This window comes from Ralstonia mannitolilytica (assembly GCF_000954135.1).
GTDB classification, from domain to species: Bacteria; Pseudomonadota; Gammaproteobacteria; order Burkholderiales; family Burkholderiaceae; genus Ralstonia; species Ralstonia mannitolilytica.
Map to the genome: position 1 here is coordinate 2,417,306 of NZ_CP010799.1, position 24,055 is coordinate 2,441,360.

At 67.4% G+C, this 24,055-nt stretch carries 24 protein-coding genes and 1 pseudogene; 16 read left to right on the forward strand and 9 right to left on the reverse strand.

Annotated features, from left to right (window positions below):
• On the forward strand, window positions 1-903 hold the full coding sequence (locus TK49_RS11490) for a sterol desaturase family protein (RefSeq protein ID WP_045786814.1): 903 nt from the start codon (window positions 1-3) through the stop codon (window positions 901-903).
• Between the two features lie 3 nt (window positions 904-906).
• On the opposite strand, the gene TK49_RS11495 is transcribed toward TK49_RS11490, so the two are convergent.
• The 3 genes from TK49_RS11495 to ygfZ form a co-directional block, all read right to left on the reverse strand.
• On the reverse strand, window positions 907-1,722 hold the full coding sequence (locus tag TK49_RS11495; protein WP_045786815.1) for an NRDE family protein: 816 nt from the start codon (window positions 1,720-1,722) through the stop codon (window positions 907-909).
• Window positions 1,723-1,840: 118 nt separating this feature from the next.
• Window positions 1,841-2,131 carry a DUF4936 family protein gene (locus TK49_RS11500; RefSeq protein WP_045786816.1) on the reverse strand — a complete coding sequence of 97 codons (291 nt, stop codon included), beginning with the start codon at window positions 2,129-2,131 and terminating at the stop codon, window positions 1,841-1,843.
• A gap of 15 nt (window positions 2,132-2,146) precedes the next feature.
• Window positions 2,147-3,187 carry a CAF17-like 4Fe-4S cluster assembly/insertion protein YgfZ gene (gene ygfZ / locus TK49_RS11505; protein ID WP_045786817.1) on the reverse strand — a complete coding sequence of 347 codons (1,041 nt, stop codon included), beginning with the start codon at window positions 3,185-3,187 and terminating at the stop codon, window positions 2,147-2,149.
• A 266-nt stretch (window positions 3,188-3,453) separates the two neighbouring features.
• Here ygfZ and mltG point away from each other — a divergent pair, with 266 nt between their 5' ends.
• The 6 genes from mltG (at window position 3,454) to TK49_RS11535 (ending at window position 8,302) form a co-directional block, all read left to right on the forward strand.
• The gene (mltG, locus tag TK49_RS11510) at window positions 3,454-4,452 is read left to right on the forward strand and encodes an endolytic transglycosylase MltG (RefSeq protein ID WP_045786818.1); all 999 of its coding nucleotides are present in this window, start codon (window positions 3,454-3,456) and stop codon (window positions 4,450-4,452) included.
• Window positions 4,449-5,066, forward strand: coding sequence for a dTMP kinase (gene tmk, locus TK49_RS11515; RefSeq protein WP_045786819.1), 618 nt, complete (start codon window positions 4,449-4,451; stop codon window positions 5,064-5,066). Before mltG ends, tmk begins: the two co-directional genes overlap by 4 nt.
• Before the next feature lie 81 nt (window positions 5,067-5,147).
• The gene (locus TK49_RS11520; RefSeq protein ID WP_045786820.1) at window positions 5,148-6,158 is read left to right on the forward strand and encodes a DNA polymerase III subunit delta'; all 1,011 of its coding nucleotides are present in this window, start codon (window positions 5,148-5,150) and stop codon (window positions 6,156-6,158) included.
• A 69-nt stretch (window positions 6,159-6,227) separates the two neighbouring features.
• Window positions 6,228-6,596 (forward strand): PilZ domain-containing protein, encoded by a 369-nt coding sequence (locus TK49_RS11525; RefSeq protein ID WP_180964251.1) that lies wholly within the window; start codon window positions 6,228-6,230, stop codon window positions 6,594-6,596.
• 52 nt (window positions 6,597-6,648) lie between these two features.
• Window positions 6,649-7,452 (forward strand): TatD family hydrolase, encoded by an 804-nt coding sequence (locus TK49_RS11530; protein ID WP_045786822.1) that lies wholly within the window; start codon window positions 6,649-6,651, stop codon window positions 7,450-7,452.
• Window positions 7,453-7,477: 25 nt separating this feature from the next.
• Window positions 7,478-8,302, forward strand: coding sequence for an ankyrin repeat domain-containing protein (locus TK49_RS11535; protein ID WP_045787857.1), 825 nt, complete (start codon window positions 7,478-7,480; stop codon window positions 8,300-8,302).
• Window positions 8,303-8,329: 27 nt separating this feature from the next.
• On the opposite strand, the gene egtB is transcribed toward TK49_RS11535, so the two are convergent.
• The gene (gene egtB, locus TK49_RS11540; protein ID WP_045786823.1) at window positions 8,330-9,640 is read right to left on the reverse strand and encodes an ergothioneine biosynthesis protein EgtB; all 1,311 of its coding nucleotides are present in this window, start codon (window positions 9,638-9,640) and stop codon (window positions 8,330-8,332) included.
• Window positions 9,641-9,879: 239 nt separating this feature from the next.
• Here egtB and TK49_RS11545 point away from each other — a divergent pair, with 239 nt between their 5' ends.
• From TK49_RS11545 to TK49_RS11570, 6 genes are read left to right on the forward strand one after another with little or no spacing between them, the layout of a single operon-like run.
• A complete protein-coding gene (locus TK49_RS11545; RefSeq protein ID WP_045786824.1) occupies window positions 9,880-10,950 on the forward strand; it encodes a LacI family DNA-binding transcriptional regulator in 1,071 nt (356 codons plus the stop codon).
• Window positions 10,947-11,978: an ABC transporter substrate-binding protein gene (locus TK49_RS11550; protein WP_045786825.1), complete on the forward strand. Its 1,032-nt coding sequence runs from the start codon at window positions 10,947-10,949 to the stop codon at window positions 11,976-11,978. The genes TK49_RS11545 and TK49_RS11550 overlap by 4 nt, the downstream gene beginning before the upstream one ends.
• Window positions 11,979-11,980: 2 nt before the next feature.
• Window positions 11,981-12,832, forward strand: a complete 852-nt coding sequence (locus tag TK49_RS11555) for an ABC transporter permease (protein ID WP_045786826.1) — start codon at window positions 11,981-11,983, stop codon at window positions 12,830-12,832.
• Window positions 12,829-13,626 carry an ABC transporter permease gene (locus tag TK49_RS11560; RefSeq protein ID WP_045786827.1) on the forward strand — a complete coding sequence of 266 codons (798 nt, stop codon included), beginning with the start codon at window positions 12,829-12,831 and terminating at the stop codon, window positions 13,624-13,626. Before TK49_RS11555 ends, TK49_RS11560 begins: the two co-directional genes overlap by 4 nt.
• Entirely contained in the window at window positions 13,623-14,684 is a 1,062-nt protein-coding gene (locus TK49_RS11565) for an ABC transporter ATP-binding protein (protein WP_045786828.1), read from the forward strand. The genes TK49_RS11560 and TK49_RS11565 overlap by 4 nt, the downstream gene beginning before the upstream one ends.
• Window positions 14,685-14,689: 5 nt before the next feature.
• Complete coding sequence (locus TK49_RS11570) at window positions 14,690-15,538, forward strand: phosphodiesterase (RefSeq protein WP_045787858.1); 849 nt, start codon at window positions 14,690-14,692, stop codon at window positions 15,536-15,538.
• Here the strand turns inward: TK49_RS11570 and TK49_RS11575 are convergent.
• A complete protein-coding gene (locus TK49_RS11575) occupies window positions 15,535-16,218 on the reverse strand; it encodes an FMN-dependent NADH-azoreductase (RefSeq protein ID WP_045786829.1) in 684 nt (227 codons plus the stop codon). The genes TK49_RS11570 and TK49_RS11575 overlap by 4 nt on opposite strands.
• 142 nt (window positions 16,219-16,360) lie before the next feature.
• On the opposite strand from TK49_RS11575, the gene TK49_RS24950 reads away from it, so the two are divergent.
• Together TK49_RS24950 and TK49_RS24955 are read left to right on the forward strand one after the other, a co-directional pair.
• A complete protein-coding gene (locus TK49_RS24950) occupies window positions 16,361-17,281 on the forward strand; it encodes a LysR substrate-binding domain-containing protein (protein ID WP_164491023.1) in 921 nt (306 codons plus the stop codon).
• A gap of 11 nt (window positions 17,282-17,292) precedes the next feature.
• A pseudogene (locus TK49_RS24955) lies at window positions 17,293-17,881 on the forward strand (2-oxo acid dehydrogenase subunit E2); the annotation flags it as partial.
• Between the two features lie 7 nt (window positions 17,882-17,888).
• On the opposite strand, the gene TK49_RS11590 reads toward TK49_RS24955, so the two are convergent.
• Genes TK49_RS11590 through TK49_RS11600 form a run of 3 tightly spaced genes read right to left on the reverse strand, consistent with a single transcriptional unit; the run spans window position 17,889 to window position 21,917 of the window.
• Window positions 17,889-19,361 carry an amidase gene (locus TK49_RS11590; RefSeq protein ID WP_045787860.1) on the reverse strand — a complete coding sequence of 491 codons (1,473 nt, stop codon included), beginning with the start codon at window positions 19,359-19,361 and terminating at the stop codon, window positions 17,889-17,891.
• 15 nt (window positions 19,362-19,376) lie between these two features.
• Window positions 19,377-20,588: a M20 aminoacylase family protein gene (locus tag TK49_RS11595; protein WP_045786830.1), complete on the reverse strand. Its 1,212-nt coding sequence runs from the start codon at window positions 20,586-20,588 to the stop codon at window positions 19,377-19,379.
• Between the two features lie 24 nt (window positions 20,589-20,612).
• Window positions 20,613-21,917, reverse strand: coding sequence for an MFS transporter (locus TK49_RS11600; protein WP_045786831.1), 1,305 nt, complete (start codon window positions 21,915-21,917; stop codon window positions 20,613-20,615).
• 185 nt (window positions 21,918-22,102) lie between these two features.
• On the opposite strand from TK49_RS11600, the gene TK49_RS11605 reads away from it, so the two are divergent.
• On the forward strand, window positions 22,103-23,020 hold the full coding sequence (locus TK49_RS11605; RefSeq protein ID WP_045786832.1) for a LysR family transcriptional regulator: 918 nt from the start codon (window positions 22,103-22,105) through the stop codon (window positions 23,018-23,020).
• Between the two features lies 1 nt (window position 23,021).
• On the opposite strand, the gene TK49_RS11610 is transcribed toward TK49_RS11605, so the two are convergent.
• A complete protein-coding gene (locus tag TK49_RS11610) occupies window positions 23,022-24,044 on the reverse strand; it encodes an AraC family transcriptional regulator (protein ID WP_082076312.1) in 1,023 nt (340 codons plus the stop codon).
• Window positions 24,045-24,055: the final 11 nt, after the last annotated feature.

Consider the following 24,055-nt stretch of genomic DNA (forward strand, 5'->3'; position numbering starts at 1 on the left):
ATGAGTTCCCAGGTGGAGCACGCCCTGATAGCTGCCTGCATCCTCGGCTTTGCCGCCATGGAATTCGTCACGCGGCGTTACCAGGCCACCGTGCGCGGGCGCGCCACCGCCAACGATGCCTGGCTCGAGGCGCTGATGTTCGTGAGCCTCATCGCCGTGACGCAGCCGATCGCAATGCTGGGCAGCAATGCGCTGTGCAAGTGGCTCATCCCGGCGCAGCACAACGCGTGGGCGAACCTGCCGTGGTGGGCCATGACGGGCCTGCTGCTGGTCGGGGACGACCTGACCCAGTATCTGTGGCACCGCGCATCGCACACGCCGCTGCTGTGGCCGCTGCACCGCGCACATCACAGTGCGCCCTACATGAGCGTGCGCATCACGTACCGCAACAACTTCTTCTATTACCTGATGATGCCGGGCCTGTGGATTGGCGGCGTGGCGGTGTACCTGGGCTTCGGGCCCGTCTATGCGGCGTACGTGGTGGTCAAGCTGGCGGTCATCATCGGCGCGCATTGCGCGTGGCCGTGGGATGCACCGCTGTACCGCATTCGCGCGCTGCGTCCGGTGATGTGGGTGGTCGAACGCACGATTTCCACGCCGGCCACGCACTGGGCGCACCACGCGCTGACCAACGCCGATGGCATCGGCCATTACAAGGGCAACTTCGGCAACCTGCTGTTCTTCTGGGATGTGCTGTTCGGCACGGCGCACATCACGCGCAAGTACCCGGCGCAAATCGGCCTGCAGGACGACGCGCTGTTCGGCCCGGAGCGGTGGACAGCCCAGATGTTCTATCCGCTGGTGCACTCGCGGCGCGAGCATTCGGCGCTGCGCCCGGGCGGTACGGCGGTCACGGAAATGGAGGTGGACGCGGCCCCGGGCGCAAGTCGGGAAGCCGCCTGAGCGTCAGGTGTCGGCGTGGGTGACTGTGTCGAGCACGCCGAGATAGCGCGTCTCGCCAATCTGGCCTTGAGCGTCAAAGCGGCGCTCCGTCACGTCGAAGCAGCCGTCGTGACGAATGCGCACCACGGTGCTGGCGCGCGTGCCGTAGCGCGGCGAGCGGATGAACGCGGCGGAGAGCAGCTTTTCCCATTCCGGCGCCACGCCCGTGGAGGGCAGCGCGCTGGCCGGGGCTTCGCGGGTTTCCGACAAGAGCGCCAGATACCGGCCGACATCCACCGCATTGCCATGCCGGCCCGTATCGGCGGCCAGCGCTTCGGCAAAGGCGGCCATGCGGTGCCGCACCTTGAACCAAGGTGTATCGAGCAGCGCGTTCGACAGCCCATAGAGGCCCGGCGACAGTTTGCGCGGCGCCTCGGCGCGGTTGCTCGTCCACCAGAGTTCATCGCGGGTGGCGGTCAGCAGGTTGTAGCCGTTGTAGGCGCGGTTGCGGGCCGTGAGGTTGTCGAGATAGGCCGGGATGGACACGTCGTCCGCTGTCAGGAAATCGGCGACCAGTTCGCCACGCGATCGCGCATCCGGGCGGCGCTCGGAGGGTGCGCGGTAGTTGGTCAGCGCGGCAAAGCGGCCGTCGCGCGTCATGCCCATCCACGTGCCTGCGTGGCCGACGACCTGTGCCAGATCGCGCCCGCCGAGCACGTTCGGCGCATCGCTCCACCACGCCAGCGGCGCGGCGGGGCGGTCATAGAATTCGTCCCGGTTGGCGGCCACCACCAGCGCGTAGGCGGGGTGGGCGTGCCAGGCCGTGAGAATCAAACACATAACAGCTTCCTTTGAAAACGCCACGCGGTCGATCCATGTGACGACCGGTGTTGCGCGGGCTTCGGCCAAGCATAGCAGCCTGCCGAATTTTTGCGATGTCGATTGCGGCGCAGCGCCGTCAGCCGTTTTCCAGATCGACAAACAGCTCGGCGTGGCGCTCACCGGCGATCATGTCGCGCGGGCCGCCGGTCTCCCACAGGCCGGCTAAGGTGGCGGCAAAGGCGGGTGGGATGTCGTGGTAGCACTCCATCCATGTGACGACGCCGTCGCGCACTTCGGGACGGCGCATCAACGTGCCGGCCACGCCGGTCGCCTCTTCCACGGTGTCGAGCCAGGCCTGCCAGCGCGGCAGGGCGGCCTGGGCGTCACGCTCGGCGACGCGGAAGTAGACGAACAGATGGTCGGCCATGATTGCTCGGTGCCGTCAGGCGTTTTCGGGCGTGGGGATGGTGTACGGCAGGCTTTGCAGGGTCAGCACAGGGCCATCTGCCGTGGCCAGGTGGATGACGGAATCCACCGCGTCCAGCTTCAGCTCGACCAGCAGGTCCGTGCCGCCGTCCGGCGCCATGGCGGCGTTGACCACCATGCCGCACGGCTGGTTCGGGTCTGCCTCGCTGTAGACCTCGGCGCCGGCGGAGGTCGGGGCGTTGACATGTGCCCGGTGCATCCGCCGCTTCAGCGTGCCGCGATACTGGCTGCGGGCCACGACCTCCTGGCCGGGGTAGCACCCCTTGCGGAAGTCGACCCCGCCCACGAGTTCGAGGTTCACCATCTGCGGCACGAACTGCTCCTGCGTGGGCAGCGTGATGTGCGGCACACCTGCCTGCAGGCTGAGCCAGTCCCAGACTTCCGTGCCGATCAGCGACAGGCGCGACGACAGGGTATTCCAGGCATGCTGGAAGTGCTCGGCGTGCACCATCCACTGGTAGCGCGGGCGGCCCTCGGCGTCGGGCAGGCGGATGACGGCGCCGACCTGCTGGCCGACCGTTGCCGGTTGCTGCGCCACGGAGTACACCGCGTCGGGCTCGGGGAGCACGGCGCCGGCTTCGCGCAGCGCATCGGCCGCATCGGGCCCGGCGACGCCGATGGCGATGAATTCGTCCATCGGACGCAGCTTGGCCTTGGCGCGCAGCACGAACATCGACAGGCGCTTGGTCAGCGGCGGCGCGACGCGCTTGTCGGTCTGCAGCACGATCGTCTCGGCCTGGCGCCACATCAGCAGCGTGGCGAGCAGCCGACCCTTGGGCGAGCAGTAGCCGGCCAGGCGCGCCTGGTTCAGGCCGAGGCCCGTCACCGCGTTGGTCAGCTGGTTGTGCAGGAACTCGGCAGCATCGGCACCTTCGACGGCGATGCGGGCGAGGTCGGTCGGTGCACACAGCACGCTGCCGCGCGTGGCGGCATCGAACTGCACGTCGAGCGGTGGAAAGCTCAGCGTATCGACGAAATCGTGAAAGACATCATTCATGGTGTGCGGGCTGCCTGAGTGTGACCCGGTATTATATTGGGCTGTCTTGGCGCGCGTTGTGCAACTGGACAGGCGTGCGAAGCGCATCAAACAGTCGCAGGGCAACGCCGGGTGTGGCGAGCCGCAACGCAGCCGTACGGCTTTTTGATGGATTTCGCAAGCCAGGTGCATGACACGCTCCAGCGACAGTTTGCGTCCTGTCCATCCATTTCAAGCGTGCGCATATCGCCGGTGCTGGCGGCTTGCGCGCGGCAGATCCAAACACGATGTTCTCTTTCTTCAAGCGCCTGATCCTGCTGACGATCCTGCTTGCGCTCGCGGCGGCAAGCGGCGTGGTGTGGTGGGCCCAGCAACCGGTGAGCCTGACGGCCTCGCCGCTGGAAGTGGTGATCAAGCCGAACTCGAGCGTGGCCTCGGTTAGCAGGCAACTGGCCAATGCCGGCGTGGGCGTGCAGCCGCAGCTGTTCACGCTGCTGGCACGTGCCACCGGCAATGCCAAGAGCCTGAAAGCAGGGGGCTACGCCCTGGAAACGGGCGCCACGCCGATGTCGATCCTCGACAAGATGGCGCGCGGCGAGGTCTCCCATTACGTGGTCACCATCATCGAAGGGTGGAACATGCGCCAGATGCGGGCGGTGGTGGATGCCGAGCCCGCGCTCAAGCACGACACTGCCGGCCTGTCGGACGCGGACCTGATGCGCAAGATCGGCGCGCCCGAGGCGAACCCGGAAGGGCTGTTCTTTCCCGATACGTATCTCTTCGCGCGGGGCAGCAGTGATGTGGAGCTGTACCGACACGCCTACCAGGCGATGCAGAAGCGCCTGAACGACGCCTGGGCCAAGCGCGCCCTCGACCTGCCGTACAAGACGCCGTACGAAGCGCTGACCATGGCGTCCATCATCGAAAAGGAGACGGGCCAAAAGCTCGAGCGCCCGATGATCGCCGCCGTGTTCGTCAACCGCCTGCGCAAGAACATGTTGCTGCAGACCGACCCGACGGTCATCTACGGCATCGGCCCCGGCTTTGACGGCAATTTGCGCAAGCGCGACCTGCAGACCGACACGCCGTACAACACGTACACGCGGACCGGCCTGCCGCCCACGCCGATCGCGCTGCCGGGCATGGCGTCGCTGCAGGCCGCGCTGAACCCGGCACCGTCGGACGCGCTGTACTTCGTGGCGCGCGGCGACGGCAGCAGCCAGTTTTCGACCAACCTGACGGACCACAACCGGGCCGTCAACAAATACCAGCGCGGCCAACCATGAGCGGCAAGTTCATCACATTCGAAGGCATCGACGGTGCGGGCAAGAGCACGCACATCGCCTGGTTCGCGCAGCAACTGCAGGCCAGGCTGGCGCCGCAGGGCAAGAAGGTGGTCGTCACGCGGGAGCCGGGCGGCACGCCGCTGGGCGAACGCCTGCGCGAAGTGCTGCTGCACGAACGCATGCACCTCGAAACCGAGGCCCTGCTGATGTTTGCCAGCCGCCGCGAGCACATCGCCGAGGTCATCCAGCCCGCACTCGACGCCGGGGACTGGGTCATCTCCGACCGCTTCACCGATGCCACCTTCGCCTACCAGGGCGGGGGCAGGGGCCTGGCCATCGAGCGCCTCGAAGCGCTGGAGCAGTGGGTGCAGCAAGGTCTGCAGCCGACCAGGACCATCCTCTTCGACCTGGCCCCGGAGATTGCGGCAGCCCGCCTGGCCGATGCCCGCACACCTGACAAGTTCGAGGCTGAGTCCGCCCAGTTCTTCCTGCGGACGCGGGCCGAGTACCTGCGCCGTGCTGCGGCCGAGCCGGGCCGCTTTGTCGTGCTGGACGCCAACCGCGACCGCAGTGATATCCAGAAAGACCTGGAGAATCTGCTTGCAACACTTTGATTTTGCACGCAATTTCCGATACCGAAACAATGGTTTCATGGCGCGAATCCGCATCAACAATCTGACGTAACTTATTGATTCATGATGCTTTATCCCTGGCAATCCGCTGACTGGGCCCGCCTGCAGGCGATGCGGGCCAAACTGCCGCACGCCATCCTGCTCAATGGCCAGGCCGGCACCGGCAAGCGCGATTTCGCCATGCATGTCGCGCAAGGCCTGCTGTGCGACACGCCGGCCGCGGACGGGCAGCCGTGCGGCACCTGCGCCGCCTGCAACTGGTTCGCCCAGGGCAACCATCCGGACTTCCACCTCGTACGCCCGGAGGCCATGGAAGACGCGCCCGAGACGGAGAAAGACGCCGACGGCAAGAAAAAGGCGCCCAGCAAGATCATCCGCATGGAACAGGTGCGCAACCTGATCGATGCGGTGGGCGTCGGCACGCACCGCGCGGGGTTGCGCGTGGTGGTGCTGTACCCGCTCGACGCGCTGCAGACCGAAGGTGCCAATGCGCTGCTCAAGACGCTGGAAGAGCCGCCGCAGAACACCGTCTTCCTGCTGGTGACGGATCGCATCGACCGCATCCTGCCGACCATCCTGTCGCGCTGCCGGCAGTTTCCGCTGCAGCCGCCGCAGCCCGAGGCAGCGCGCCAGTGGCTGGAGCAGCAGGGCGTGCCGCACGCGCAGAATCTGCTGGCGGAATTCGGCAACGCACCGCTGGCCGCGCTGGCCGCTGCGGAGTCGGAGGACCGGCCGTTGCTGCAATTCCTGCTGGAACAGCTGGGCCACGGTGCAAAGCTCGATGCGCTGGCCATGGCGGACCACCTGCAGAAATTGTCGGTCCCTGCCGTTCTCAGTACCATGCACCGTTGGGTCTTTGACCTGATGGCGGCGAGGCTGGCGGGGCGCCCGCGGTACTTCCCGGCCGAGCGTGAAGCGCTGCAGCGCTGCGCACAGGCGATCCCGCTGGAGCGCCTGGAGCGTTTTGCGCGTACGCTGCCGGAGCGCCGCCGCACCGAGCAGCATCCGCTGGCGGCGCGGCTCGTCATCGAGAGTCTTTTGCTGGATTACCGGCAGCTGTTTCCCGCTGCCTGAACCTGAACCTCTGGAATCCCTGTGAGCACTGCACCTCTTCGCACGCCTGCCACTCCCATCACGCCCGGCATGCAGACGCCAGGCACCGCCACGGGGGCCCCCAGCCGCCCGGGCATCGTCTCGCTGGCCATCAAAGACGAAGCCGGCCTGCACGCGGCCTATATGCCGTTCCTGAAGAACGGCGGCATCTTTGTGCCGACGCAGCGCCCGTACCGCATCGGGGAAGAGGTCTTTCTCGTGCTATCGCTGCTTGACCGCCCGCAGAAATACCAGGTGGCCGGCCGGGTGGCCTGGATCACGCCCGTGGGCACGCCCAACAAGACGCCGGGCATCGGGGTGCATTTCGGCGAGGACGAGCCGTGCCGTAACCTGCGGCGCGTGATCGAAGAGCTGCTCGGCAAGCAGCTTGGCTCGCAGCGCCCGACCCAAACCCTCTGACCTTCTTCTGAGACGGCGCATCGACTTTGTGCCGTAACACGCTGATTATTCGATGTTTGTCGACTCCCACTGCCATATCAACTTCCCCGACCTGCGCGCTCGCTTGCCGGAACTGCTGACGCGCATGCGCGAGAACCGCGTCACGCACGCGCTGTGCATCTCCGTCACGCTGGAAGATTTCCCGAGCGTGCTCGAGATCGCCGAGCAGGAGCCGAACGTGTACGCGACCGTGGGCGTGCATCCCGATGCCGAAGCGGACGTCGAAGAAGGCACCCGCATCGAAGAGCCCACGCTGGAGCGCCTGCTCGCCCTGGCCGATCACCCGCGCGTGGTCGGCATCGGCGAGACGGGGCTCGACTACTACCGGCTGGGCGATCGCACCGTGGCCGACATGGAGTGGCAGCGCGATCGGTTCCGCACGCACATCCGCGCTGCCAGGCAGACGGGCAAACCGCTGGTGATCCATACGCGTTCCGCCGCTGACGAGACGCTGGCCATCATGCGTGAAGAGGGCGCCGAGGCCGCGCGCGGCGTCATGCATTGCTTCACCGAAAGCTGGGACGTGGCCAAGGCAGCGCTGGACCTGGGCTTCTACATCTCGTTCTCGGGCATCGTCACATTCAAGAATGCGGTGGATCTGCAGGAAACCGCCCGGAAGGTGCCGCTGGACCGCATGCTGATCGAGACCGATTCGCCGTACCTGGCGCCGGTGCCGTTCCGCGGCAAGACCAACGAGCCGGCCTACGTGCGGCACGTCGGTGAGTTCCTGGCCACGCTGCGCGGCGAGCCGCTGGAGCGCATCGCTAGCGCCACCACCGAGAATTTCTTCAATCTATTCAACAAAATACCGCGATAAGTTGCGGTATCACGTGAAGCACAACATGCGAAAAATCACACTGGCCGCCGGCTTGGCGATGGCGCTGTCGGGCGCCGCATACGCCACGCCGCAGGACGACCTGCGCACCGCGGTGGAGTACAACCGGCCGGTGCTGGTGCAGAAGTATGTCGCGCAGGGCGTGGACCCGAATCTGACCACGCGCGACGGCACGCCGCTGCTCGTGGATGCGCTCAAGGACAGGAACGTCGAAGTGGCCGAGGCGCTGATCCGCGCCAAGCACATCGACTTCGAGCGCACGAACGCCGCCGGCGAGAATGCCCTGATGATGGCGGCCTACCAGGGTCTGCTGCCGCTGGTGAAGCTGATGGTGGAAACGTACGACGTCGAGGTCAACAAGACCGGCTGGACAGCGCTGCACTACGCCGCGACCAACGGGCACGACGACATCGTCAAATACCTGATCGAGCACGCTGCCTACATTGACGCGGAAAGCCCCAACGGCACGACGCCGCTGATGATGGCGGCCATGAACGGCCACATCACGACGGTCAAGCTGCTGCTGGACGAAGGCGCCGACATGGAGCTGCGCAACCAGCAGAAGATGGACGTGATCGACTTTGCCCGGCGGTATCACCAGGACGAGATTGCCGCGGGGCTCGAATCGCGCCGCCGCAAGCTCGCCGAGCAGGCCGGCAAACCCCCGCATGCGCCGGCACCGGCAACACCGGCGGCCGTCGCTCAGCCTGCCAGATCGGCCGTGCCAGACGTGCCCGCGCCGATGCCGGCAGCCAAACCGGCCGCGGCCGCGCCCGGCAGCCAGGAGACGATCGGCACCCCGACCAACATGCTGTTCGACAGCAACCGCTAGGCGCCTGCCGGTTGCCCGATACGCCGGCTACGCCCGCCGCGCGAGCCGCACCCCGGTGAACTGCCACCGCTGGTGCGGATAGAAGAAGTTGCGATACGTCGCCCGCAGATGCCCCTCGGGCGACGCGCAAGACCCGCCGCGCAGCACCATCTGGCTGCACATGAACTTGCCGTTGTATTCGCCCACGGCGCCTTCGGCGGGCTCGAAGCCGGGGTAGGGGCCGTAGGGGCTCGCCGTCCATTCCCATACGTCGCCGAACATCTGGCGCAGGCTGCCCGCCTCGGTGATGCCGTGGTCGGGCAGCGGCCTCAATGGCGCCGATGAAGCGCCTCGTCCCGCAAAGTTGCCCTGCACCGGCAGGCCTTCGGCTGCATGCTCCCATTCCGCTTCGGTCGGCAGGCGTGCGCCGGCCCAGCGGGCGTAGGCGTCCGCCTCGTAGAAGCTGATGTGCGTGACGGGCGCGTCCAGATCGACCGGCTGCAGGCCGTGCAATGACATCTGCTGCCAGCCTTCGGCTTCGTCGCGGCCGGCGCACCAGTAGAGCGGCGCCTCGATGCCCTCACGCTGCACCCACGCCCAGCCGTCGGACAGCCACAACGTGGGCTGGCGATATCCGCCGTCCTGCATGAAGGCAAGCCACTCCCGGTTGGTGACGGGGTGCGTGGCGAGCGCGTAGGGCTCCAGCCACACCGTGTGGCGCGGGCCCTCGCAATCGAACATGAACCCCGCGCCCGTGTCCGTCTTGCCGATCTGCACGGCTCCGCCCCGGAACGCGACCCAGCCGGGCTGCACCGGCGCCGCATGGACGCGCGGCACCGGCGTATCGGCATAGGCGGGGCACAGCGGGTTCTGCGCGAAGAGGTGAAGTACGTCCGTCAGCAACAGCTCCTGATGCTGCTGCTCATGATGCAGGCCGAGCGTGACGAGCCGGCCCACGTCGGCGGAGACCCCTCCGGCCAGCAGCCGCTGCATGGCCGCATCGACATGCGCGCGATAGCCCCGCACTTCATCGAGCGTCGGGCGCGTCAGCATGCCCCGACGCGGACGCGGGTGCCGCGCGCCCACCGTCTCATAGTACGAGTTGAACAGGTAGCGATAGCGCGGATCGGGTGACCGGTAGCCGGGCACGTTGGGGCCGAGCACGAACTCCTCGAAAAACCACGTGGTATGGGCGAGGTGCCATTTGGCGGGGCTGGCATCGTCCATCGACTGGACGGTGGCATCGGCGTCGGACAGCGGCGCAGCCAGCGCAAGCGATTGCGCCCGGACTACGCCGTAGTACTGCAGCAATTCGGGCAGGGCGTGGGCGGGTACGTCGAATACGGGCGATACACGCATGGTGTCTCCAAGGCAGGCGGCGAGCACGACACAGCAGCAAACGGACCATGCCGCGACGCGCCTGCTGGTGTAGGGAGCCCGTCCGAATTCGTAAGAAGCATATGCGAGCTTTGCAACTTTGCCATGCGCAACAACGACGATGCTGCATTGCGGCGGCCACTGCAGCGCAGCATCGGTTGTCATGAAAAGGTCATGCCTGGCACCTAGGATGTAAACGTTTACACCGGCAGGACAACACCGTGGGAAGCAGCATCAAGGACGTGGCAACGCATGCCGGCATTTCGATTGCCACCGTATCGCGCGCGGTCAATTCGCCGGAACGGGTGAGCGCCGCGACGCTCGCGCGTGTGCAGGCCGCCATGGATGCGCTGCAATACCGCCCCAATGCCCTGGGCCGGCAGTTGCGCGCCGAGCGCACGGGCCTGCTGGGCGTGGTGCTGCCGTCGCTCGCCAACCCGGTGTTTGCCGAATGCATGCAGGGCATCGAGGAGGCCGCCTCCGTCACGGGTCAGCGCGTCATGCTGATGACGACCGCATACGACCGCGAACGCGAAGCGCGCGCCATCGAAACCATGCTCGAGCAGCGCGTCGATGGCCTGATCCTGACGGTGGCCGATGCCGCCGCCAACGCGCACCTCGATCGCCTCGACGCAGAAGGCGTGCCCTACGTGCTGGTCTACAACGACACGGTCGGCCAGGCGCGCATTCCCGCCCGCTGCTGCGTGACCGTCGACAACCGCGCCGCCGCACGCGACGCCATTCACGCGTTGCTCGCGCAGGGCCACCGCCAGATCCGCATGCTGACGGGCACGCTGGCGGCGTCGGACCGTGCGGCCCTGCGCCACGACGGCTACCGCGAAGCGCTGGAAGCAGCCGGCATTGCACCGCAGCCGCCCGTCGAAATTGATTTCAATGCCGACGCCATGCTGCCGGCCGAGCTGGCCCGCCTGCTGGCGCCGCCGCGCCCGACCGCCATTTTCTGCAGCAACGACCGCCTTGCCTTGCTCACCATCCGCTCGCTGCGCGAGATGGGCCTGCGCGTGCCTGAAGACGTGAGCGTGGTGGGCTTTGATGGCCTGGCGATGGGGCAGTGGCTTTCGCCGACGCTGGCCACCGTGGCGCAGCCGCACCGCCGGATCGGCGCCGACGCGGCCACGGCGCTGGCCCGCCGCATCGCCGGCGAGGTGGTGCCCTCGATTACGTTGCCGCACCGCCTGCTGGCGGGCGGCACGCTGGCCCATGCGCCGGCGGAAGCGTCTCTCTCCGTTGTTTCTTCCCTCACGTCTGATACGCAAGGAGCGTCTCGATGAAACGTCTCGTTCAATGGCTGCGCGTGTGCGGCCTCGTAGCTGCCGGCGCATTCGCCGTGGCTGCGCCAGTGCAGGCACAGCCGGCCGGCCAGCAAGTCGCCATCTGCTACAACTGCCCGCCCGAATGGGCCGACTGGGCCAGCCAGATCAAGGCCATCAAGGACAAGACCGGCATTACCGTGCCGTTCGACAACAAGAACTCCGGCCAGGCCATCGCGCAGATGCTGGCCGAGAAGTCGCACCCCGTGGCTGACGTGGCCTACCTGGGCATCACGTCTGCGTATCAGGCCAAGGAAAAGGGCTTGGTCGCCAACTACAAGCCCAAGCATTGGGAAGACATTCCGGCCGGCATGAAGGACCCGGACGGTGCGTTCTTCTCGATCCACTCCGGCACGCTGGGCTTTTTCGTCAACAAGGACGCGCTGGAAGGCAAGCCCGTGCCGCGCTCCTGGAAAGACCTGCTCAAGCCCGAATACAAGGGCATGGTCGGCTACCTGGACCCGAGCAGCGCCTTCGTCGGCTACGTGGGCGCCGTGGCGGTCAACCAGGCCCTGGGCGGCACGCTTGACGACTTCAGCCCCGCCATCGAATGGTTCAAGCAGTTGAAGAAGAACGCGCCGATCGTGCCGAAGCAGACCGCCTACGCGCGCGTCGTGGCCGGTGAGATCCCGATCCTGCTCGACTACGACTTCAACGCCTACCGCGCCAAGTACAAAGACCACGCCAATGTGGAATTCGTGATTCCGCAGGAAGGCACCATTGCCGTGCCGTACGTGATGAGCCTGACCGCCGGTGCGCCGCACGCCGACAACGCCAAGAAGGTGCTGGATTTCGTGCTGTCCGACGAAGGCCAGACGCTGTGGGCCAACGCCTACCTGCGCCCCGTGCGCGCCAATGCCATGAGCAAGGAGGCCGCCTCGCGCTTCCTCCCGGCCAGCGAATACGCTCGCGCCAAGACGGTCGACTTCAACAAGATGGCAGCCGGCCAGCAGGCGTTTGGCACGCGCTACCTGAACGAGGTCCGCTGAGCATGAGCACCGTCACCCGATCCACCTTGCCCGACGACGCGGTGTTGCCCGCTCGGTGGCGGGTGGCGTTGCTGGCACCGGCCGTCGCGCTGTTCTGCGCGTTCTGGCTGCTGCCGATGGCGGCGCTGCTGCGTGTGAGCGGCAGCGAAGGCGTGATTGCCACCTACACAGCGGCGCTCACCACGTCGCGCTATCTGGGCAGCCTGTTTTCGACGGTGGTGCTGTCGGCGGCAGTCACGCTGGCGACGCTCATCCTCTCGACCATCGCCGGGCTGTTCCTCGTGCGGCACAACGTGCCGGGCAAGCGGATGATTACCGCCATGCTGACGTTTCCGCTGGCGTTTCCCGGGGTGGTGGTCGGCTTCATGGTGATCCTGCTGGCCGGGCGCCAGGGCCTGCTCGGCGACGTCACGCACAAGCTCGTCGGCGAGAAATGGGTCTTCGCCTATTCCATCGGCGGGCTGTTTCTGGGCTACCTGTATTTCTCGATCCCGCGCGTGGTGCTGACGGTGATGGCGGCGGCGGAAAAGCTCGATCGTTCACTGGAAGAAGCGGCGCGCTCGCTGGGCGCATCGTCGTGGCAGGTGACGCGCGATGTGCTGGTGCCGGGGCTGGCGCCAGCGCTGATCGCCTCGGGCGCGATCTGCTTTGCCACGTCGATGGGCGCATTCGGTACCGCCTTCACCCTCGCCACCGATATCGACGTCTTGCCGATGACGATCTATACCGAATTCACCCTTAACGCCGGCATTGCGATGGCGGCGGCGCTGTCGGTGGTGCTGGGCGTGGTGACGTGGCTGGTGCTGGCAATTGCGCGTACTGCGAGCGGTAGCCCGACGGGGGCGGCAGCATGAAGCGCGCTTTGTCTATTGCCCAGTGGGGTATCACGCTGCTGCTGTGCCTGTTCCTGATCGTGCCGGTTGTGCTGTCGATGGCCGTGGGCCTGACGCGCAACTACATCCGCGGTTTCAAGAGCGGCTGGACTCTGGATTGGGTCGCCCAGGTGTGGGACATGTATCACGCGTCGATCTGGATGTCGCTGCTGGTGGCGCTGTGCACGCTGGTGATCGTGCTCGCGGCCGGCGTGCCGGCGGGCTATGTACTGGCGCGGCGTCAGAGCCGTGCAAGCCGCCTGATCGAAGAATTCCTGACGCTGCCCGTGGCGCTGCCGGGCCTGGCGACGGCGCTGGGGTTGATCGTGGCCTACGGCGGCTTTGGCGGCTTTCGCGAGAGCCTCTGGTTCATCGTCGTCGGGCATGTGGTATTCACGCTGCCGTTCATGGTGCGCTCGGTCGCAGCCGTGGCGGCAGGCCAGAACCTGAAGACGCTGGAAGAGGGCGCCGCCAGCCTGGGCGCGTCGTTCTGGCAGCGTTTTCGCACGATTGTGCTGCCCAACGTGCAGCCCGGCATCCTGGCCGGCGCGCTGACGGTGGTGACGCTCTCGGTGGGCGAGTTCAACCTCACCTGGATGCTGCACACGCCCGAAACCAAGACCCTGCCGGTCGGCCTGGCCGATACCTATGCGTCGATGCGCCTGGAAATCGCCAGCGCCTACACGCTGATCTTCTTCGTCATGATCGTGCCGCTGCTGGTGCTGATGCAGCGCTTTGGCGGCCTGCGGGTGAATAACGGAAAGGCTTCCCGATGAGTACCGAACCTCTACATCTCGCGCCCGTGCCGATCCGGCTGCGTGGCTGCGGCAAACACTTCGGCGGCCAGCGCGTGCTGGAGTCGATGGACCTCGACATCGCCGCCGGCGAGACCGTCGTACTGCTCGGCCCCTCGGGCTGCGGCAAGACCACCACGCTGCGCATCGTTGCGGGGCTGGAGGCGCCGGATGCCGGCGGCACCGTGCACTTTGGCGACGAAGACGTCACCGCACGCCCGATCGAGCGCCGCCGCGTCGGCATGGTGTTCCAGAACTACGCGCTGTTCCCCAACCTGAGCGTGCGCGGCAATGTGGAATACGGCCTGCGCATCCAGCGCCGGCAGAACGGCTTGTCCGACACGCAGATCAGCGCCCGGGCAAACACGCTGCTGGAGATGATGCACCTCACGCCCTATGCGGATCGCGGTGTGGCGCAGCTTTCCGGCGGGCAGCGCCAACGCGTGGCCCTGGCGCGCGCGCTGGCGCCCGAACCGCGCGTGCTGCTGCTCGACGAACCGCTCACGGCGCTCGACGCCAAGCTGCGTGAATCCGTGCGCGCCGAGATGGACCGCCTGCTGCGCGGTCTCGGCATCACGACGATTTACGTGACGCACGATCAGGAAGAAGCGATGGCGCTGGCCGATCGCATCGTCGTCATGGAAGCCGGCCGCATCGCGCAGATCGGCACGCCGCGTGAAATCTACTTCCAGCCGGCCAACCGGCACGTGGCGGACTTCATCGGCATCATGAACCGGCTTGACGGCACGCGCGAGAATGGCGCATTCGTCTGCGCGGGCGGTCGCGTACCCGTGCCGGCCGGCGACGGCAATGCCATCTTCTTCCGCCCCGAAGATGCCGTGCTGGCAGACCCGGCACAGGCCGGGCTCAAGGGCACGGTCGAATCGGCGGTGTTTCTGGGCTTTCGCACCCGCGTGCGCGTGGCGGGCGTCTCTGCCACGCCGCTCTTTATCGATGTGCCCGGCCGCCAGCACTTTGCGCCGGGCCATGCGGTCGGCTTCGATATCCCGGCAGACCGCCTCCTGACCTTGCAAGCCTGATGCCGATGCACTTCCTGCAACTGACTGATCTTCATATCAAGCGCCCGGGGCGACTGGCTTATCGGCGCGTGGATTCGGCGGCGTATGTGGCGCGCTGCGTGGCCCATATCCTGGCGCAGCCGGAGAAACCGGACGCCATCGTCCTGACCGGCGACCTGGTCGACGCCGGCGCGCCCGAGGAATATGCGCACCTGCGCGCGGTGCTGGCGCCGCTCGATGCGGCTGGTATCCGCATGCTGCCGGTGCTCGGCAACCACGATGGCCGTGACGCCGCGCGCGAAGCCTTTGCCGATTGGCTCGCGCCCATTCCGGCTGATGCGCAAGACACGCACGCCTTCCAGTACTGGACCGACATTGGCGACGTTCGCCTGATCGTGATCGACACGCTCGACACCGGCCATCCGGGCGGTCGCCTGGGCGTGCAGCGCCTGGATTGGCTGGCCGAAGCGCTGGCGCATGAAACGCAACGCCCGACCGTTATCGCGATGCATCATCCGCCGTTTGCCACGGGCATCGGCCACATGGACGTGCAATCGCTCGCCCCCGAAGACATCCCGGCTTTCGCGCAGATCGTGCGTGCCGCCGGCAACGTCGAGCGCATCATCTGCGGCCATCTGCATCGCTCCATTGACGTGCGGTTTGCCGGGACGGTGGCGTCGACATGCCCGTCGCCGGCGCATCAGGTGGCGCTGGATCTCGACCCGGACGGCGAGCCCGGCTTCGTCATGGAGCCGCCCGCCTACAAGGTGCACGCGTGGGTGCCGGGGCAGGGCCTGGTGAGCCACCTCGCCTACGTGGGGCAATTCGATGGCCCGCATCCGTTCTTCGAGCCGGACGGGCGGCTGATCGACTAAGCCGCCTCCACGGCGGCCGCCATCCGCGCGACCAGTGCATCGACGTCGTTTTCCGCCGATGCGATGGACGCGCGTAACCGCTCGTCGGCAAACTCGTCGTATTCGACGGCGACGGACGCCACATCAGTGATGCCGATGTAGCCGAATGCCGTGGCGACGCCGGCCTCGACGTGGTTCAGGTGCGCAATGCGCTGGCCGGGGCCGTAACCGAAATCGCCGCGCGCGCTGAGGATGACGAGGCGCTTGTTCATGCCGGCGAGCAGCGGCCAATAGGGCTCGCCGGGGCGGCTGCGGTCGAAACCGAATGTGCGGCCCACGCGCACGATGTTGTCGATGTACGCCTTGAATTGCGCGGGCATGCCGAAGTTGTACATCGGCACGCCGGCCACGATCACGTCGGCGGCCAGCAATTCGTCGATCAGTGCATCGCTTTGCGCAAGCCGGTCGTGCATCCACGGTTCGCGCTGCGCGGGCGGCGTGAACGCGGCATGGACCCAGCGGCCATCCACGGGGGCTGGCGGTTCGGCCCCGATGTCGCGATAGACGACCTGCGCGTCGGGCTCATGCTCAAGCCAGCGCTGCACGAAGCGCGCGGAGAGCCGGCGCGTGTGCGAGCCGTGGCGCGAAGTCTCGGAGCTGCCCGGCCGGGCGCTGGAATCGAGGTGTAGCAGACGAGTCATGTTGAATCGTTGATGAGTGGAGGTGTGCCCACTCTACGAACCGCGCTGCACTGCGACAAACGACATGTTTTACGCGCGATGGCTGACATGGATTCATCCATGCCGCCCACGCGGGAAATGCGCCCATGACACAATCCCGCGCATGCGAAAACTGCCACCCCTGAGCGCGCTGCGGGCGTTTGAAGCCACGGCGCGCCACCTCAGCATGAAGCGTGCGGCCGACGAGCTGTCGGTCACGCCCACGGCCATCAGCCACCAGATCCGGCGGCTCGAAGATGCGCTGGGCGTGGCGCTGTTCGAGAGGCAGGTGCGCGCGCTGCGGCTGTCGGAGGCCGGCGAGCGGCTGTATCCGGTGCTCAATACAGGCTTCGACGCGTTTGCGCAGGCCATCGACGCCATCCGCACGCCCGAGGCACAGCCGCTGCGCCAGCGCGTAACGCTCACGGCGCCGCTGGGGCTGGCCGCACGCTGCCTGGTGCCCCGGCTGGGGGAATTCGCCACGCGGCATCCGCAGGTCGACTTGCGCATCCACGCGTCCGACACGGTGGTCGACCTGCATGGCGGCAGCGCCGACCTGGCCGTGCGATATGGCGATACGCCCGTCCTCGGTGGCGCGCTCGTCGCCGAGCACCTGTTTGACGACGCCTACGCGCCCGTCTGCCATCCGGGTTTGAACATCCGTTCGCATGCCGATCTCGCGCGCGTGCCGCTCATCCACTCCGAATGGCAGCGCACCCTGCCGCAACCGATCGGCTGGCCGATGTGGGCCCGTGCGGCCGGCATCGAAGGCGCGCTGAAGACCGACGCGGGCATCGTGCTCTCCGACGACGGGCACGCCATCTCTGCGGCGCTGGCAGGGCAGGGCGTGATCCTGGCGAACCTGCCGCTGGTGCGCGATGCGTTGGACTCGGGCGCGCTCGTGCAGCCGTTCGATGCGCCCGTCCTCCGCCGCTATGCGTTCTGGGCGATCGCGCCCGCTGCACGCCTGGAGGAGGCCGCGGTGCGCAGCGTGTGGGATTGGCTGCGCGCATCGCGCGGCGATTCGCCGCATCGCAAAACCTGAACGCGGGGCCATCGCAGAACATGGCACGCCCGCAGAACGATGCCGCCGCCGCCACCGTCATCGAGGACGCCGACAGCCCCCCTGGTCGCCCGGTACCGATGTGAAGATCCGGCTGATTCGCGCGCTCGTCGCCGGCTGCCGCGCGGAGCCCGGGCTCAATGGCTGGTTCGATGGCAATGCGGGGCGCCGTCACGTCATGGCCAAGATCGACGTGGGCATTGCGGTGGACCTGCCGGACGGCCTGTTCGTGCCTGTGCTGCGCGACGTCGCCCATCGCGATGCCCCAGACCTGCGCGCGGGCTTCGAGCACATGCGCGCCGGCAACAAGGCCCGCAGGATCCCGCCTGAAGAGTTGCGCGGCAACACGATCACGCTGCCGAACTGCGGCATGGTCGCTGGCAAGTACGCGGCACCGATTGTCGTGCCGCCCACCGTGGCGATCCTGGGTGCCCGGCGCATTCACGAACAGTCGTGGCGGCCAGCGGCGCGCCGGCCATCCACCGTGTGCTGCCGTTGCGCCTGACGCTCGACCACCGCGTGGCGACCGGCGTCGAGGCGGCGCGCTTGCTGGCCGCCGTCATCGGCAATCTTCAGGCAGCCGAGTCGTTCAGCCCAACAGCGGTGAACAGCGGTGCGCCGGCGCAAAGGCATCGTGCCATGCCGCCGCGAGTTGCAGCAGGCCGAACTCCGAGCGCGGCGGGGCCATCACCTGCAGGCCCAGCGGCAAGCCGTCGGCGGTGAAGCCCGACGGCAGGCTCGCGGCCGGCACGCCTGCCAGCGTGGCGCCGATCGCCACTTCCATCCAACGGTGATACGAGTCCATCGCCCGGCCGGCCACCGTCGTGGGCCAATGCGTTTCTGCGGCGAATGGCGCGATCTGGCTGCACGGCAGCACCAGGAAGTCGTAGTTGGCAAACTGGGCGAGCAGCGCCTGGTACCAGCTCGACCGCGTGGCGGTGGCGCGGTGAAGGTCGGCCACGCTGCGCCGCTGGCCCTGCTCGATTTCCCAGATGGCTTCGGGCTTGAGCAGATCGCGCGTCGCCGCGTTGGCGTACAGCGGCCCGAGGTTGCCCGAGACGATGTGCGAGCGCAGCGTGCACCAGCAGTCCCACAGCGCATCCATCGGGAAGAAGGGCTGCACGGGTTCGACGTGGCAGCCGAGGTCAAGGAAGGTCTCGAGCGCGTTCTCGTTGACGGCCAGGACCTCCGGCTCCACGGCGAGGTAGCCGCCGAAGTCGCCAAGCCAGCCGATGCGCGCCTGCCGGAAATCACGGTGCAGCGGCTGCGTGAAGCATGACGGATCGTCGCTCAACGATAGCGGGGCGCGCGGGTCGTAACCGGCCTGCGTGGCAAGCACCCAGGCGAGATCCTGCGGATTGCGCGCCATCGGCCCTTCGGTGCCGAGCTGCTGGAAGAAGACGTCGCCGGTGGGGCCGTAGGGGACGCGCCCGAGGCTGGGGCGCAGGCCGTAGACGTTGTTCCAGGCCGCCGGGTTGCGCAGAGAGCCCATCATGTCGCTGCCATCGGCCACCGGCAGCATGTGCAGCGCCAGCGCGACAGCCGTGCCGCCGCTGCTGCCGCCGGCCGAACGCCCGGCGTTCCAGGCATTGCGCGTGATGCCATACACGCGGTTGTACGTGTGCGACCCGAGGCCGAATTCCGGCGTGTTGGTCTTGCCGATCAGCACGGTGCCCTGGCGGCGGATGCGCTCGACGACGATGCTGTCGTGCGCCGGCACGTGGCGCGCCATGGCGAGGCTGCCCATCGTCGTTGCGATGCCCGCGGTGGCCGCCAGGTCCTTCGGCGCCTGCGGAAAGCCGTGCATCCAGCCGCCGGACAGCCCCCGCGACAGCAGCACATCGCGCTCCCGCGCCTGGTCGAGGGCCGATTCGGCATCGATGCGCGCCACCACGGCATTGACCGTCGGATTGAGGCGGTCGATCTGCGCGAGAAAGGCTTGCATGACTTCCACGCACGACACATCGCGCGTGTGGATGCGCCGTGACAGCTCGATCGCGCTCCATTGCACGATCTCGTGCGCAGTGTCGGCGGCGGCAGCCGTAGGACGGTTCGCTTCCATGCCCGGCATCCGCGTTCAGGCGGTCAGGTAAGTTTGCGCCAGGCGCACCCAGCACGCGGCGCCCAGCGGCAATACCTGGTCGTTGAAGTCGTAGCCGGGGTTATGGACCATGCAGCCGCCGAACTCCCCCTCGCCATTGCCGAGGATCAGGTAGCAGCCAGGCACCTCGTTGAGCATCCACGCAAAGTCTTCGCTGCCGTTGAGCCCCTTGGGCGCCTGCGTGACGACGTTCTCGGCGCCCACCAGCTCGGTGCAGACCTGCTGCATGAGCTGCGTCTCGGCCTCGGTGTTGACCATCGGCGGCGTCAGGTGCCGGTAGTCGATGTGGGCCTCGACGCCATGCGCCTGCGCGGTCAGGCTGACGATCTCGCGGATGCGCTGCTCCACCAGCGCGCGTGTTTCCGGCCGCGCGGCGCGCACGTTGATGCCAATCGTCACCGATTCGGGAATCACGTTGTGCGTGGCGCCGCCGCGAATGAACCCGACCGAGACGACCGCCGTGTCGTCCGGCGCCACGTTGCGTGCCACCACCGTCTGCAGCGCCGTGATGATGGCGGCGGATGCGGCGATCGGGTCGCGCGCGCGGTGCGGCATGGCGCCGTGTCCGCCCATGCCCTTGATGGTGACGTCGGCCACGTCGGAAGACAGGCTCACCGGGCCCGGGAGCACGCGGAAACTGCCGGCCGGCACGCCGGGCATGTTGTGCAGGGCAAAGACGGCGTCGCACGGAAAGCGCTCGAAGAGGCCGTCCTCGATCATGGCGCGCGCGCCGCAGAGGTTTTCCTCATCGGGCTGGAAGATCAGGTTGAGCGTGCCGTCAAAGTCGCGGCTGTCGGCCAGCGCCTTGGCCGCGGCAAGGAGGATGGCGGTGTGGCCGTCGTGGCCGCACGCGTGCATCTTGCCGTGGTTGCGGCTGGCGTAGGGCAGGCCGGTGGCCTCGACGATGGGCAGGGCGTCCATGTCGGCGCGAATGCCGAGCCGGCGCTTGCCGTTGCCCAGCTTCAACTGGCCGACTACGCCGCTCTTGCCGATGCCGGTGTGCACTTCATAGCCCCAACGCTTGAGCAGATCGGCCACCAGCGTGCCCGTGGCTCCCACGTCGAAGCCGAGCTCCGGCTGCGCGTGGATCTGGCGGCGGATGTTGACGAACGTTTCTGCGTCGATAGGCACGGGGGGCAGCAGATGCGGCAGCAACTGGAAGGGGACGAGCGCGGGGGCTTGGGTCATGGTGGGGCTCCTTGCTGGAAGGGGTCAATGGGCTTCGCGCACTTCGCGCACGCTGAGCACGGTCAGCAGCGTCACGGCGCTGCACGCCATCATGTAGAACGCGGGGGAGAGCGGATTGCCGGTGCGGGCGAGCAGCCACGTCACGACAAACTGGCACGAGCCGCCAAACACCGTCACACCGATCGCGTAGATGACCGACAGGCCACTGGCGCGCACCTTGATGGGCAGCAGCTCCATCATCATGAGCAGCAGCGGCGTGGTGCCGAGGTAGAGGCTGGCGGTGAGCAGCGCCGAGAGCGCCAGCACCAGCGGCACGCTCGGGTAGTGCGTCATCAGCCAGAAGGCCGGATAGAGCACCGCCACGGTAAACAGGATGGCGCCCACCACCAGCGGCTTGCGGCGTGCGAGCCGGTCGGCCAGGCAACCCGACACGAGCGACGCGGCAAAGCTGGTGAACCCCGTCACGCAGCCCGCCAGCAGCGACAGCGAGGCCGGCAGATGCAGTTCCCGGATCATGTACGTCGGCATGAAATAGATCACCAGGTACGTGCCGACCGTGCCGCCGATGATGGTCAGCACGCCCTTGACGACCAGGCCCCCGTGCTCGCGGAAGAGCGTGCCGAGCGGGCTCGGCGCATGCGACTCGGCGGTGTGGGTTTCGTCCAGATGCGAGCGGATGTAGAAGCCGACGGGCGCGATCAGCAAACCGAGGAAGAACGGCACACGCCATCCCCAGCTCTGCAGCGCTTCCGGCGAGAGGCTGCCGTACAGGATGGCCGCCGTCAGCGCGCCGCACAGGGCAGCAATGCCCTGGCTGCCCAGCTGCCAACTGACGCGAAAGCCGCGTCCCTTGATGCCGCCGGATTCCATCAGCATGGCGGTCGATGCGCCGATCTCCCCGCCGAGCGAAAAGCCTTGCAGCAGGCGTCCCGCCAGAACGACGAGCGGCCCGAGCAGGCCTGCGGTGGCGTACGTCGGCGCAATCGCCAGGCACAGCGTGCCTGCCACCATCAGGCCGATCGTCAGCGTCATGGCGGCCTTGCGGCCGTGGCGGTCGGCGTAGTTGCCGATCACGAAGCCGCCCAGCGGCCGCATCACAAAGCCGATACCGAACGTCGCCACCGCCAGCAGCAACGAGCCATAGGCGGTGTCCGTCGGAAAGAACAGTTTGCCGATCATCAGCGCAAAGAAGCTGTAGACCGTGAAGTCGTACATCTCCAGCGCATTGCCGATCGAGCACGCGGCAATCAGGCGGGCCTGGCTCGTGGCGGGCCTGGATGCAGCGGAGACCGAAGCGGACAGGGCCGGCTGCAGGGTGACGTCGTTCATGGGGTTCTCCATCCAGAGGTCGGGTGGGAGCTTCTGCGAGCCCTTCGCAACGGAGTATTCCGGGAACGCGCACGACGAAAAAATCGCAAATATTCATCCCGATAACCAAATAGAATCGCCGTCATAACCGGCTCACATCCGCCATCGGGGAAAGCCCGAAAAGAGCCTAAGAGGAGGCAGGGCAAGTGAAGCTGCATCAATTGCGCATGCTGCTCGCCGTGGCGCAGCACGGCAGCATCCACGAGGCATCGCGCGGGCTGCATGTCTCACAGCCGGCGCTGTCCAAGGCGATTGCGGAACTCGAACGCGAGTTGGGCGTGACGCTGCTGTCGCGCTCGGTGCGCGGCGTGAGCCTGACTGCCTACGGCACGGCGCTGGTCAAGCGCGCGAGCGTGGTCGAGCAGGAACTGCGTCACGCGCTGGAAGACATCGAAGCGATCCGCGGCCATGCCGAAGCCGAGCTGAACATCGGGTTTACCGCCGTGGCGTCGAGCGGCCCGCTACCCGATGCCATGGCCGCGTTGCGTACGCGTTTCCCGAATGTGGCGCTGCGTGGTTTCGAGCAGCGCTCGCAGCAGATTCAGGAGGGCCTGCGCGAAGGCAGGCTCGACCTTGGGCTGATCTCGACCAACAGCGGGCCGGGCACGAGCAGCTTTCAGTGGGAGCCGCTGTTTTCGGTGCCGATGCGCCTGGCCGTGCGCCCCGGCCATCCGCTGCGACGTACGCGCCGGGTGCGCTCGCTGCTCGATGCGGACTGGCTGGTGCTCGACCCCCTCGAGGATCCGGGCAGCCCGCTGGCGAGCCTGATGCGGCTGCATCGGCTCGAGATGCCGCGCAGTGTGGTGCAGAGCGGGTCCAACCTGCTCGGGCTGCAGCTGGCCACCAAGACGGACCTGATCAGCATGTGGTCGGAGTTCGTCTTCGCCAGCGCACTGGGGCCGCTGCGCACGACTCCTGGCTCACTCGAGGTGCTGCCGATGGAAGATGAGCTGCCCGACTTCAACGTCTACCTGGTCTATCGATCGGCTGACCTGATGACGCACGTCTGCGCCGAGTTCTGCAAGGAGATTCGGCACTTCGCGCAGCGCTATCGGCCCCGCTGACCTACGCGGCGGCCTCGGCCCGCACCGCGCCGGGCGGGCGCCCGACGACGCGCTTGAATGCACGGCTGAACGCGGCCAGCGAGCCATAGCCGAGCCGGTATGCCACCGATTCGATCGCCTCGCGATCGCGCGCGATCCACTGCGCGGCGAGCCGCATCCGCAGCTCGGTGAGGTAGCGGACGGGCGTCATGCCCGTGGCCGCCAGGAAACGCTCGGCGAACACCGAGCGCGACACCCCGGCTTCGGCGGCCAACTCTGCAACGCTCCAGTTGCGGCCCGGGTCGCGATGCAGCGCGACGATCGCGCGGCCGAGCTTGGGCTCGCGCAGCGCCTGCACCCAGCCCGTGGCATCGCCGCATCCGCATTCGACCCAGCCGCGCACGATGAACGCGGCCACCACGTCCGCGAGCCGCGCGAGAATGCCCGCAAAGCCCGCGCGCTCGGAGCACGACTCACGTTCCATCGCATCGAGCATCGGGCGGATTTCCGGGTAGCGCGCGAGCAGGGTGCCGACGTGCATGAACTCCGGCATCGTCCCCACGAGCGGTTGCATGCCGCCCAGGTCGAGTTCCATGCAGGCGCTGAAGATCAGTGCGTCGCCCGCACCGGGCTCTGCCGAGGCGCACGGGGCGGCAGCTTCGACCGCCGCCACCGAGTCGCAGATCTTCGCTGCCTCGAAGGCCGCGATCTCACGGCACGGTGCGTCGGGGTCGGACAGCAGCGCGTGCGTGTTGCCGTGCGGCAGCAGGATCGCGTCGCCTGCTTCGAGCTGCACCATCGTGCCTGCCGCGTCACGCAGCAGCACCGGCCCGCGCCCGACGAAGTGGAACTGCGCACGCCCCGGCGCGTGGCCGAAGCTGAGTCCAAACGGCCGCGCCACCTGGATGCGCCGGTACTGGACGCCGCTCAGCCGCATGCCGAGCAGCAGCTCGCTGACGAGGTCGTGCGTGTCGGGCGTGGGAGGAGGGAGGGGCTTGGACATCGGCTTCGGACGATTGATCAACAATAACGGATTGTATGTCATAGACCGTCCTG

Bases quoted from the DNA above. Each gene is read 5' to 3' on its own strand.
- TK49_RS11610 (WP_082076312.1), bottom strand. From the start codon at position 24,044: ATGACATACAATCCGTTATTGTTGATCAATCGTCCGAAGCCGATGTCC.
- TK49_RS11595 (WP_045786830.1), bottom strand. From the start codon at position 20,588: ATGACCCAAGCCCCCGCGCTCGTCCCCTTCCAGTTGCTGCCGCATCTG.
- TK49_RS11570 (WP_045787858.1), top strand. From the start codon at position 14,690: ATGCACTTCCTGCAACTGACTGATCTTCATATCAAGCGCCCGGGGCGA.
- TK49_RS11600 (WP_045786831.1), bottom strand. From the start codon at position 21,917: ATGAACGACGTCACCCTGCAGCCGGCCCTGTCCGCTTCGGTCTCCGCT.
- tmk (WP_045786819.1), top strand. From the start codon at position 4,449: ATGAGCGGCAAGTTCATCACATTCGAAGGCATCGACGGTGCGGGCAAG.
- TK49_RS11520 (WP_045786820.1), top strand. From the start codon at position 5,148: ATGATGCTTTATCCCTGGCAATCCGCTGACTGGGCCCGCCTGCAGGCG.
- TK49_RS11590 (WP_045787860.1), bottom strand. From the start codon at position 19,361: ATGGAAGCGAACCGTCCTACGGCTGCCGCCGCCGACACTGCGCACGAG.
- TK49_RS11495 (WP_045786815.1), bottom strand. From the start codon at position 1,722: ATGTGTTTGATTCTCACGGCCTGGCACGCCCACCCCGCCTACGCGCTG.
- mltG (WP_045786818.1), top strand. From the start codon at position 3,454: ATGTTCTCTTTCTTCAAGCGCCTGATCCTGCTGACGATCCTGCTTGCG.
- TK49_RS24950 (WP_164491023.1), top strand. From the start codon at position 16,361: ATGCGAAAACTGCCACCCCTGAGCGCGCTGCGGGCGTTTGAAGCCACG.
- TK49_RS11535 (WP_045787857.1), top strand. From the start codon at position 7,478: ATGCGAAAAATCACACTGGCCGCCGGCTTGGCGATGGCGCTGTCGGGC.
- TK49_RS11530 (WP_045786822.1), top strand. From the start codon at position 6,649: ATGTTTGTCGACTCCCACTGCCATATCAACTTCCCCGACCTGCGCGCT.
- TK49_RS11560 (WP_045786827.1), top strand. From the start codon at position 12,829: ATGAAGCGCGCTTTGTCTATTGCCCAGTGGGGTATCACGCTGCTGCTG.
- TK49_RS11490 (WP_045786814.1), top strand. From the start codon at position 1: ATGAGTTCCCAGGTGGAGCACGCCCTGATAGCTGCCTGCATCCTCGGC.
- TK49_RS11550 (WP_045786825.1), top strand. From the start codon at position 10,947: ATGAAACGTCTCGTTCAATGGCTGCGCGTGTGCGGCCTCGTAGCTGCC.
- egtB (WP_045786823.1), bottom strand. From the start codon at position 9,640: ATGCGTGTATCGCCCGTATTCGACGTACCCGCCCACGCCCTGCCCGAA.
- TK49_RS11575 (WP_045786829.1), bottom strand. From the start codon at position 16,218: ATGACTCGTCTGCTACACCTCGATTCCAGCGCCCGGCCGGGCAGCTCC.
- TK49_RS11555 (WP_045786826.1), top strand. From the start codon at position 11,981: ATGAGCACCGTCACCCGATCCACCTTGCCCGACGACGCGGTGTTGCCC.
- TK49_RS11525 (WP_180964251.1), top strand. From the start codon at position 6,228: ATGCAGACGCCAGGCACCGCCACGGGGGCCCCCAGCCGCCCGGGCATC.
- TK49_RS11500 (WP_045786816.1), bottom strand. From the start codon at position 2,131: ATGGCCGACCATCTGTTCGTCTACTTCCGCGTCGCCGAGCGTGACGCC.
- TK49_RS11565 (WP_045786828.1), top strand. From the start codon at position 13,623: ATGAGTACCGAACCTCTACATCTCGCGCCCGTGCCGATCCGGCTGCGT.
- ygfZ (WP_045786817.1), bottom strand. From the start codon at position 3,187: ATGAATGATGTCTTTCACGATTTCGTCGATACGCTGAGCTTTCCACCG.